Raw genomic sequence first — 7,899 nt, 5'->3', positions numbered from 1 at the left:
CATTTATTATAAAAGAGAATAAAATAACAGCAGTTGGTTTTGGTTTAGATTTAACATTAAGAGAAGTACAAACTAAGTTAAAAGAAAAAGGTTTACCTTGGGAAAGAGCAAAATCATTTCATAAATCAGCTGTATTTTCTGATTTTGTAAGTTTTAATGATGATATTTCAAAATTAGAAGTTGAACTTTTTATAAATGGTGAATTAAAACAAAAAGGCGATGTATCTTTAATGATAAATAAGCCAGAAGATATTATAAATGAAGCAAGAACTTTTTTAGATTTTGAAGATAATGATATTTTAATGTCAGGAACTCCAAAAGGTGTTGGTAAATTTATTGTTGGAGATATTTTTTTAGGAAAAATTCTTTATGACAATAAAGTATTAATTCAAAAAGAGTTTATCGTTTTATAAAATAGATACTAAAGGTTATAAATGTTTAATAAATTAAATGATGAAGAGATTAGAGTAATTGAGAATAAAGGAACTGAAAGACCTTTTTCTGGAGAATTTAATGATTTTTATGAAAAAGGTATTTTTACTTGTAAGAAGTGTAATACAAAACTATATGAATCAGATACAAAATTTTCTTCAGGTTGTGGTTGGCCAAGTTTTGATGATAATATACAAGGTGCTGTAAAAAGAGTTCCTGATGTTGATGGAAGAAGAGTTGAAATTGTTTGTTCAAATTGTGGTGGACATCTTGGTCATGTTTTCGAAGGAGAAGGTTTTACTTCAAAAAATACAAGACATTGTGTAAATTCAATATCTCTTAATTTTGAGAAAAAATAAAGGAATTTTAAATGAGTATAAAACAAGCATATTTTGCAGCTGGATGTTTTTGGGGTGTTGAATATCATTTTGCAAAGTTAAATGGAGTAATTAGTGCCGTTTCTGGATATATGGGTGGACATACACCTAATCCTGACTATCAATCAGTTTGTTCTGGAATGACTGGGCATTTAGAAGTAGTGAAAGTTGAATATGATGATACTCTAGTATCTTATGAAAATTTAGTTAAGTTATTTTTTGAAATTCATGATTTTACACAAACAAATGGTCAAGGTCCAGATATAGGAAGTCAATATTTATCTGCTATTTATTATAGTAATAATGAAGAAAAAGAAATCTGTGAAAAAGTTATAAAAGAGTTAGAAAATAAAGATTATGAAGTAGCTACTTCTTTATATGAATTAGTTCCATTTTATGAAGCAGAAGAATATCATCAAGACTATTATGCAAGACACCAAAAGGTGCCTTACTGTCATACTCTTAAAAAAATATTTTAATTATTTTGTACCTAAAATATAGTAAATAGGTTTTTTATCTAATTGTTGTAGTTTTACATTGTACTTATTTGCCCAATGTGAAACTTCATCATGAAACTCTTCTAAAATTGCTTCAGCATCATTTTCATCACATTTGATTTTTAAGTAATCTGTTTTATTTGATAATCCAACATATGCATTCATTTTCTTTAAATGATCATTTAGTGCAAAAATGTGTTTTGAAAATTTATCAAACTCATTTGTATTATTAATCATTTTTTCAGCTTGTTGTAAAGATGTTTCACTTTTTGAATAACCTAATTGTGATAAAATCACTTCAGGAGATACATGTAATTGCATTTTCTAGCCTTTCTTTTTAAATTATATATACTCATATCTTATCAAAATTATTTTAAAATGTAGTTAAATAGTGATTAATATATAAACAATTTGTATAATAACTTATATTTAGAATAAACTCTTTTGAGTAGCTTTATTTGTTTTAATTGCTTCTTCTCCTAAAGCTTTTAGTTTAAATGTGAATCTATGTTGATCACTTCTTCCAAACTCTTTAATAGCATCTAGATGTGCTTTTGTTCCATATCCTTTATGTTTTTGAAAATTATAGTTTGGATAATCACCTGCAATTTTACACATATATCTATCTCTACTCACTTTTGCAAGAATAGAAGCTGCACTTACTTCTTGAACTGTTGCATCTGCTTTTATCTTATGTTCTAAATTTTGTATTCCAAATGATGTATTACCATCCATTAAAAAAGAAGATGAATTTTCTTGAAGTTTTTGCATAATCTCTAAAATCGAGTTCTTTAAACATAAAGATAATCCAATTTCATCTATTGTTTTAGCATCTGTAAATACAATATGATGATAAGTATTCTCTTTTATAGTATCAAATAAAGCTTCTCTTTTTTTCTCACTTAGTTGCTTAGAATCATTTAATCCTTTTATTTCATTTTTTATAACAACACCAGCTACTACTAATGGACCAGCAATTGGACCTCGGCCTGCTTCATCAATTCCACATAACATTTAAAAACCTTCTTATATATTTGAATTATTGATATAATATTACTATAAAAAGACTGATATATTAGAATTTGGTTTTAAACAACTTGACAAATATTGACTCAAGTTGCTATAATTTGATTAGCAGTTAAATACAAGGAGTGCTAAAATGAATAAAATTTTTGAAAAAATGACAAACCAACTAAGTGAAACTATAGATTCATCTGTAGCTTTAGCTTTACATAATAAAAATCAAGAAGTTGAAGTAATACATCTACTTTGGGCTTTACTTACAAATACAAATTCAGTATTAAATCAATTATTAAATAAGATGAATATAGATAAAACAGCAATATTATTAGAAGCAAAATCAAATGCTTCAAAGTTATCTAGTGTTTCCTCTGTTACTAAAGAAAATATCAGACTTTCAAGAAATGTATTATCTTCTTTACAAAAAGCAGAAGGATTAATGACTACTTATGGAGATTCATTTATTGCAATTGATACATGGTTAATAGCAAACTTTGATTCTAGTGAGATAAAAGAGGTATTAGGTAAATATATAAATCTTCATGATGCAAAAAAAGAACTTGAAGTTATGAGAGCAGGTGCTACGATTGATAGTGCAAGTTCTGATGATAATTTAGAAGCTTTAGGTAAATATGGGATTGATTTAAATAAAAAAGCTATTGATGGACAATTAGATCCTGTAATTGGTAGAGATGAACAAATCAATAGAATGATGCAAATTTTAATTAGAAAAACAAAAAACAACCCAATACTACTAGGAGAACCAGGAACTGGTAAAACAGCAATTGCAGAAGGTCTTGCTCAAAGAATAGTAAATAAAGATGTTCCAACAAGTTTACTAAATAAAAGAGTTGTAACATTAGATATGAGTGCAATGATTGCTGGTGCTAAATATAGAGGTGAGTTTGAAGATAGATTAAAATCTGTTATTGATGAGGTTAAAAAAGCTGGAAATATCATTTTATTTATAGATGAAATTCATACTATTATTGGAGCAGGGGCAAGTGAAGGTTCTATGGATGCTGCAAATATCTTAAAACCAAGCCTTGCAAGAGGTGAACTTCATACAATTGGTGCAACAACATTAAAAGAGTATAGAAAGTATTTTGAAAAAGATACAGCAATGCAAAGAAGATTTCAACCTGTAAATGTAAATGAACCAAGTGTAAATGAAGCATTACAAATTTTAAGAGGTATAAAAGAAAAACTTGAAACTCATCATAATATTACTATTAATGATTCAGCTTTAGTAGCAGCTGCAAAATTATCAAATAGATATATAACAGATAGATTCTTACCTGATAAAGCTATTGATTTAATTGATGAAGCAGGTGCTGAGTTAAAAATGCAAATTGAGAGTGAACCAACAGTACTGTCTACAATAAAAAGAGAAATTCAAACATTAAATGTTGAAAAAGAAGCATTAAAAATGGAGAAAAATAAAAAAAATGAAGATAGATTAAAAGAGATTGAAAAAGAATTAGCCAATAAAAATGAAGAAAAACAAAACTTAGAAGCAAGATTTGAAAATGAAAAACAAACTTTTAATGCTACAAGTGAATTAAAAGTTAAAATAGATGAATTAAAAACAAAAGCGAATATAGCTAAAAGAGAATCTAAATTTGAAGAAGCTGCACAAATAGAGTATGGTGAAATTCCAACATTAGAAGCCAAAGTTAAAGAAAACGATGAAAAATGGAATAGAATGCAAGAAGAGGGAACACTTCTTAAAAATTCAGTTGATGAAGATTCTATTGCTAGTATTGTTTCAAGATGGACTGGAATTCCTGTAAATAAGATGCTAAATTCTGAAAAACAAAAAGTTTTACAAATTGAATCTGTATTAAAACAAGATGTAGTAGGGCAAGATGATGCTATTAAAGCAATCAGTAGAGCTATTAAGAGAAATAAAGCAGGTTTAAGTGAAGACTCACGTCCTATTGGTTCATTTATGTTCTTAGGGCCAACAGGTGTTGGGAAAACTGAAAGTGCAAAAACTCTAGCAAAATTCTTATTTGATGATGAAAAATCGTTAATTAGATTTGATATGAGTGAATATATGGAGAAACATGCTGTTAGTAGATTAATTGGAGCAGCACCTGGTTATGTAGGATATGATGAAGGTGGTCAATTAACAGAAGCAGTTAGAAGAAAACCATATTCTGTAATACTATTTGATGAAGTAGAAAAAGCACATCCTGATGTATTTAACCTTTTATTACAAGTATTAGATGATGGAAGATTAACAGATAATAAAGGTGTAACGGTTGATTTTAAAAATACAATAATTATTTTAACATCAAATATTGGAAGTTCTAAAATAATTGAAATATCAGATAAAGATGAAAGAAAAAATGAGGTTTTAAGTGAAATAAAATCATATTTTAAACCAGAATTTTTAAATAGACTTGATGATATTGTAATTTTTGAGCAATTAGGAATCCAAGCAATTACTAATATTGTAGATATATTATTTGAAAATATTAAAAATAAAGTGTTAGAAAAAGATATAAAAATTGAATTAACACAAAATGCAAAAGATTATATTGCAAAAATTGGTTTTGATCCAGTTTACGGTGCAAGACCATTAATGAGAGCTATGTATGAAATAATTGAAGATAGATTAGCTGATTTAATTTTAGAGGATAAAATTAGTGAAGGAAGTACTATAGTATTTGATGTTAAGGATGATGAGGTACTTACAATTATCAGTTAATTATCTACTAAAAGCAAATAATATTAAATAATTTGTGTCAATTAACCTATTAATTAAAAGATTATAGATATAATAACACAAATTTTTGAAAACATAATTTTTCAAAAAAATAGAGGGGATATAGTTAAACTAAAGAAATATTAAGCATAGTTTAACTATACTCCGCAACTTAAATAGTGAATATAGAGGAATACTAGCATGAAAAGAACATATCAACCACATAACACTCCTAGAAAGAGAACACATGGTTTTAGAGTAAGAATGGCTACTAAAAACGGTAGAAAAGTTATCAAAGCAAGAAGAGCTAAAGGTAGAAAAAGATTAGCTGCTTAAGCAAATCTCACCGTTTAAATAGTTCAAAAGACTTTAACAAACTATACAGAAGCGGTGAAAAATGGCATACGTCATCTTTTGTCGCTTTTTTTAGTTCTAATGATGAGCTAAAAGCGGCTTTTGTTACTTCAAAAAAAGTGGGTAACGCAGTACTTAGAAATAAAGCAAGACGAAGAATGAGAGCATTGTTCGCAACTTACGAAAATAGAATCAAATCTGGAAAATATATATTTGTTGTTAAAAATACAATAAATGATAAAAGTTTTTTACAACTTAAAAAAGATTTCGACTTCGCACTAAAAAGATTAGAACTCCTTCAATGAAAACAATATTTAAATACTTAATTAGGTTTTATCAAAAGTATTTAACTATCATCTCTTTTGGATCGTGTAGATATTATCCAACATGTTCACAATATGCACTATGGCAAGTAGATAATAATACATTTTTTAAGGCTATTTATTTTACAATAACACGCATATTAAAATGTAATCAACTTTTTGCTGGAGGATTTGACTATCCAGTAGTAAAGTTAAACAAACTTCAAAATGTAAATTTTGGAAAAATCAAAATAAAATATTGGTATATTCCAGTTGAAAATAACAAGTATTTTGTAGTTAAAAATCGGGAGTGGAAATAGAAGTATGAACAATATGAATCAAAATAATGGTATGCAGAAACGAATGTTAATAATGACGGTAGTCGTTTTTGTATTTTTCTTAGCTTATGAGTTTTTAGTATTAAAACCACAACAAGAAGCTAAATCTGCGCAAGCAAAACAAGAACAAACTCAAAAAGCAACACCAAATGTAAATATGGTAGCAACAGACCCAACGGGTAATGCAATTGATATGAGTAAATCAGTTGAGGCATTATCAAGTAAAGCAATTGCTCCTTCAGATATTATTTCAGTTATTACAACTAGAGAAAATATTATCCAAATAGATAAATTTGGTAGAATTGCACAAGTAACATTACTTGAAGAAAAATACAAAGATGAAGATGGTAATCAAATTAAGCTTTTTGAAGCTAATCAATTAAAGCCATTAGAAGTTAGATTTACAGATGCTAATATTAATAATAAAGCATTTAGAGTAAATTTAGTTGCAAGTGCTTCAACAATTGATGCAAAAACAGAAGCTAAAAAATTAGTTTTAACACAAGACTTAGGTGAAACTGTTTTAACTAAAACATTTACAATTTATCCTGATGGACATTATGACTTAAATGTAAAATCAACTAATGCTAAAAAATTCTTTATTACAAATGGATTTAGACCAAATGTATTAGCAGATATGTATGCTGTTCATGGTTTAATGGGTAAATTAGCCGATGGTACTTTAACAACTATTGAAGATGGTGATTTAGATAAAACTCAAAACTTAACAGGAATAAAATTTATCTCTAACTTTGATAGATATTATGCAACAGTTATTTATAATTTTGAAAAGACATTAGCAATTACATTAATGCCAGATGCTGAATCTAATGCACAAGCATTTATTCATGCAAATGATAATATCTCTTTTTCAGGATATGTAGGTCCTAAAAACTTTAAAGACTTAGAAGCTTTAAATAAAGAGTTAACAGATGTAATCGATTATGGTTGGTTTACATTTATTGCAAAACCAATGTTTACATTATTACAGTTTATTCAATCTTATGTTGGAAACTGGGGTTGGACTATTGTTATTTTAACAATTTTAATTAAGCTTGTATTATATCCTTTATCATTCAAGGGTATGGTTTCTATGCAAAAATTAAAAGATTTAGCACCAAAAATGAAAGAAATTCAAGCTAAATATAAAGATGATAAACAAAAACAATCAATGCATATGATGGAATTATATAAAAAACATGGTGCTAACCCAATGGGTGGATGTTTACCATTAGTTTTACAAATTCCAGTATTCTTCGCAATCTATAGAGTACTTTTAAATTCAATTGAATTAAAAGGTGCAGAGTGGATTTGGTGGGTACATGATTTAGCTGAAATGGATCCATATTTTGTATTACCAATTTTAATGGGTGCATCAATGTACTTACAACAAAAAATTACACCAAATACAATGCAAGATGAAATGCAAAAGAAAATATTCCAAATGTTACCAGTTGTATTTACATTCTTCTTCTTATGGTTCCCAGCAGGACTTACATTATACTGGTTTGTAAATAACGTATTTACAATTTCACAACAGTATTACATAAACAAAGTATTTGAAAGAAAAAGAGCCGAAAAAAAATAGGAATTAACTATGAAAAAATTTGAAGCTAAATGTTTACAAGAAGTATATGAATTAGCATCTGCTGATTTTAATTGTTCAATTACTGATTTAGATATTGAAGTAATCCAACAGCCAAGCAAGGGTTTCCTTGGCTTTGGTAAGAAGAATGCGATTATTCAAGTTTGTTTCAAGGACAATTGTAAAACATATACTAAAGAAACTAGATCTGAAACTTTTATGAAAAAAGATATTAAAATTGAAGATGTTTCATCTAAAATTGAAGAATCAAGAAAAAATGA

General features: G+C 27.4%; 11 protein-coding genes. 9 read left to right on the top strand and 2 right to left on the bottom strand.

All coding sequences use genetic code 11. The features are described from left to right. The 3 genes from ACERKK_RS09015 to msrA form a co-directional block, all read left to right on the top strand. Nucleotides 1-413: fumarylacetoacetate hydrolase family protein (locus ACERKK_RS09015; RefSeq protein ID WP_373772752.1), on the top strand; the 413-nt coding region annotated here is incomplete at its 5' end. A 21-nt stretch (nt 414-434) separates the two neighbouring features. Further along, nucleotides 435-791, top strand: a complete 357-nt coding sequence (locus tag ACERKK_RS09010; RefSeq protein WP_373772751.1) for a methionine-R-sulfoxide reductase — start codon at nt 435-437, stop codon at nt 789-791. 11 nt (nt 792-802) lie between these two features. Then, complete coding sequence (gene msrA / locus ACERKK_RS09005; protein WP_373772750.1) at nt 803-1,288, top strand: peptide-methionine (S)-S-oxide reductase MsrA; 486 nt, start codon at nt 803-805, stop codon at nt 1,286-1,288. Here the strand turns inward: msrA and ACERKK_RS09000 are convergent, their stop codons facing one another. Next, on the bottom strand, nt 1,289-1,627 hold the full coding sequence (locus ACERKK_RS09000; RefSeq protein ID WP_373772749.1) for a hypothetical protein: 339 nt from the start codon (nt 1,625-1,627) through the stop codon (nt 1,289-1,291). Nucleotides 1,628-1,735: 108 nt separating this feature from the next. Continuing rightward, the gene (locus ACERKK_RS08995; RefSeq protein WP_373772748.1) at nt 1,736-2,320 is read right to left on the bottom strand and encodes a ribonuclease HII; all 585 of its coding nucleotides are present in this window, start codon (nt 2,318-2,320) and stop codon (nt 1,736-1,738) included. Nucleotides 2,321-2,465: 145 nt separating this feature from the next. Here ACERKK_RS08995 and ACERKK_RS08990 point away from each other — a divergent pair, with 145 nt between their 5' ends. The 6 genes from ACERKK_RS08990 to ACERKK_RS08965 all read left to right on the top strand — a co-directional run. Continuing rightward, nucleotides 2,466-5,042 carry an ATP-dependent Clp protease ATP-binding subunit gene (locus ACERKK_RS08990; protein WP_373772747.1) on the top strand — a complete coding sequence of 859 codons (2,577 nt, stop codon included), beginning with the start codon at nt 2,466-2,468 and terminating at the stop codon, nt 5,040-5,042. 198 nt (nt 5,043-5,240) lie between these two features. After that, a complete protein-coding gene (gene rpmH, locus ACERKK_RS08985) occupies nt 5,241-5,375 on the top strand; it encodes a 50S ribosomal protein L34 (protein WP_373772746.1) in 135 nt (44 codons plus the stop codon). Beyond that, nucleotides 5,363-5,698, top strand: a complete 336-nt coding sequence (gene rnpA, locus ACERKK_RS08980; protein WP_373772753.1) for a ribonuclease P protein component — start codon at nt 5,363-5,365, stop codon at nt 5,696-5,698. Before rpmH ends, rnpA begins: the two co-directional genes overlap by 13 nt. Beyond that, on the top strand, nt 5,695-6,015 hold the full coding sequence (yidD, locus tag ACERKK_RS08975) for a membrane protein insertion efficiency factor YidD (RefSeq protein WP_373772745.1): 321 nt from the start codon (nt 5,695-5,697) through the stop codon (nt 6,013-6,015). Before rnpA ends, yidD begins: the two co-directional genes overlap by 4 nt. Before the next feature lie 4 nt (nt 6,016-6,019). Beyond that, nucleotides 6,020-7,621 (top strand): membrane protein insertase YidC, encoded by a 1,602-nt coding sequence (yidC, locus tag ACERKK_RS08970; RefSeq protein ID WP_373772744.1) that lies wholly within the window; start codon nt 6,020-6,022, stop codon nt 7,619-7,621. A 9-nt stretch (nt 7,622-7,630) separates the two neighbouring features. Then, on the top strand, nt 7,631-7,899 hold a 269-nt coding region (locus tag ACERKK_RS08965; protein ID WP_373772743.1), incomplete at its 3' end, for a Jag N-terminal domain-containing protein.

This window comes from Poseidonibacter sp. (assembly GCF_041821165.1).
Lineage (GTDB): Bacteria > Campylobacterota > Campylobacteria > Campylobacterales > Arcobacteraceae > Poseidonibacter.
The sequence above is the reverse complement of the archived record's forward strand: the minus strand, read 5'-3'. Positions and strand labels throughout refer to the sequence as shown.